Source organism: Vreelandella lionensis, assembly GCF_002087295.1.
Lineage (GTDB): Bacteria > Pseudomonadota > Gammaproteobacteria > Pseudomonadales > Halomonadaceae > Vreelandella > Vreelandella lionensis.
The window spans coordinates 1-1997 of the sequence record NZ_MWVI01000049.1 but is presented as its reverse complement, the minus strand read 5'-3'; the positions used below and the strand labels follow the sequence as shown (position 1 = coordinate 1997).

The window sequence follows — 1997 nt, the reverse complement described above, 5'->3', positions numbered from 1 at the left end:
TGGCCATCCGATGGATGGCCCCAGTCATCACGCGGTGACTGGCCGTGGGGGGCGCTTTAAGCGGTAGACACGACGCTGGGGGGAACCGCGGCGTTCGCCTAGCCGCAGGGCATGACGGACGTTGGGTGCGATGGCAATGCTCGCCCCCAACCGGTCCGCTTGTTCGTGGAAGTGACTGCCACTCTCATGGGGGAATTGGTGACCGTCTTCATGCATGTGGCCATGGGTATGACCATGGCCACTGAGATCACTTGTATGGTCGCTGACTGTTGCTCGCCGCCCCATGCGCTTGCGCCTCGCCAATGCTGGTAATGACCAGGCTGGGCAAGAACACTAGTAAAAACATCAGGTAGCCAAGACGGTGGCGCAGCCGATGGAGCATGGAAAAAACAACCAGAGTGAAAGTGACAATTGATAAATACATGCTGCTTCACCGCGAGCGTTGGCAGCATGATACCAATAGATTAACATCCCCCCTAGGGGGATAGAAACAATGAAAAGGAAAAGAGCATGACACCGCATACCCACCAGTCGCATCCCGATATCATCAAGCGACTCAATCGCGCTCGCGGCCATTTGCAGAGCGTGACGCACATGATGGAAGAGGGGCGCCACTGCCTTGACATCGCGCAGCAGCTCCACGCGGTCGAGAAAGCTGTCCAGCAGGCTAAGCGCGTATTGATCCATGACCATATTGAACACTGTCTGGATGACGCCCTTAGCCCGCTCTCACCGGAACAGCAACACCATGTCGACGATTTCAAAGCGATTGCGCGTTATCTGTGATGAGCTAACGCCAATCCAGTACTTTGGTCTTCCTCACAGGGCAATATCTCCACCGTGATGTGAACGAGAGAAGAACAATGAGCTTGGATATGGCGTTTAATATGCCATGGGTGACTCAGGCTCATGGGCCACGATGGAGACGATAGCAGCATAAATATTGGGGCCAATCGACCACACATGGAGATCAATCACACGGGCATCATCGTTCTCAACGGCCTGTTTGACGGCTTTTTCCATCGATTGATGCTGATGATCCAGCAGTACTGTCGATGTCTCTTTAAGCAATTGCCAGGACCAGGGGGTGACCAAGATAGCGCCCACGATGCCCATGGCAGGATCCATCCAACCCCAACCCGCATACTTACCCGCCAGCAGCGCCACAATCGCGAGCACTGATGTCAGTGCATCCGCCAATACATGCAGGTAAGCGGCACGACGATTATGGTCATGATGATGGCTGTGGTCATGATCGTGCCCATGATGGTGGTCATGACCGGTCTCGCCTAATATCCAGGCAGAAATACCGTTGACCACCAAACCTATAAACGCGACAAAAATAGCGCCATTGAACGAGATCTCAACGGGTTGAATAAAGCGGCCCACGCTTTCTATCACCATGTACAGGGCGAATACGGCCAACAGTATCGCGCCGGTAAACCCGCCCAACGCGTTGACCTTTCCAGTGCCAAATGAGAAACGGTCATTCGTAGCCTGCTTCCGAGCATAGGTATACGCGAAGGCGGCAATGCCCAGTGCCACCGCATGAGAGCCCATGTGCAACCCATCGGCCAGCAGCGCCATTGATCCGTAGATTACACCCGCCGTAATTTCCCAAATCATCATAGCCAAGGTCAGCCCGACCACAATGAGTGTTCGCGACTCACCGGAGCGTTTATGGTTCTGGCCAAACGTATGATCGTGTTGCCATTGGTCAAGGCGATGGTGATGCATGACGGGCGTACCTAAGGAAAGAAGACCATATTCAGCGTATGCACTATCGAGCATTGCGACGCCACCTATCCCCCCAGGGGGGATAGGTGGGATGTTAGTGGAGAATAGGTGGGTTCACAACTGGCTATGCGATAGCATCGCTTTACTTGTGAATCTATTTGTTTTTTCAGGGCTATACTGTCTGATCTATTCTTTTTCATTGGCTCCGGCAGGGGCCTTTTTTCTTGTATTGACCCTTCCTGAATAGAGTTGACACGTTA

The 1997-nt window shown here is 53.3% G+C and carries 3 protein-coding genes; 1 reads left to right on the top strand and 2 read right to left on the bottom strand.

The annotated features are described in order from the left end of the window. Positions 1-27 precede the first annotated feature (27 nt). Positions 28-285 carry a hypothetical protein gene (locus B4967_RS17775; protein ID WP_139794419.1) on the bottom strand — a complete coding sequence of 86 codons (258 nt, stop codon included), beginning with the start codon at positions 283-285 and terminating at the stop codon, positions 28-30. A 225-nt stretch (positions 286-510) separates the two neighbouring features. On the opposite strand from B4967_RS17775, the gene B4967_RS05700 reads away from it, so the two are divergent. After that, entirely contained in the window at positions 511-786 is a 276-nt protein-coding gene (locus B4967_RS05700) for a metal-sensing transcriptional repressor (protein WP_083024149.1), read from the top strand. Positions 787-882: 96 nt separating this feature from the next. Here B4967_RS05700 and dmeF read toward each other — a convergent pair whose 3' ends face one another. Continuing rightward, positions 883-1737 carry a CDF family Co(II)/Ni(II) efflux transporter DmeF gene (dmeF, locus tag B4967_RS05695; protein WP_243470360.1) on the bottom strand — a complete coding sequence of 285 codons (855 nt, stop codon included), beginning with the start codon at positions 1735-1737 and terminating at the stop codon, positions 883-885. Positions 1738-1997 lie beyond the last annotated feature (260 nt).

Coding starts and splice junctions, on each gene's coding strand:
- B4967_RS17775 (WP_139794419.1), bottom strand. CDS start 285: ATGGGGCGGCGAGCAACAGTCAGCGACCATACAAGTGATCTCAGTGGC.
- B4967_RS05700 (WP_083024149.1), top strand. CDS start 511: ATGACACCGCATACCCACCAGTCGCATCCCGATATCATCAAGCGACTC.
- dmeF (WP_243470360.1), bottom strand. CDS start 1,737: ATGCATCACCATCGCCTTGACCAATGGCAACACGATCATACGTTTGGC.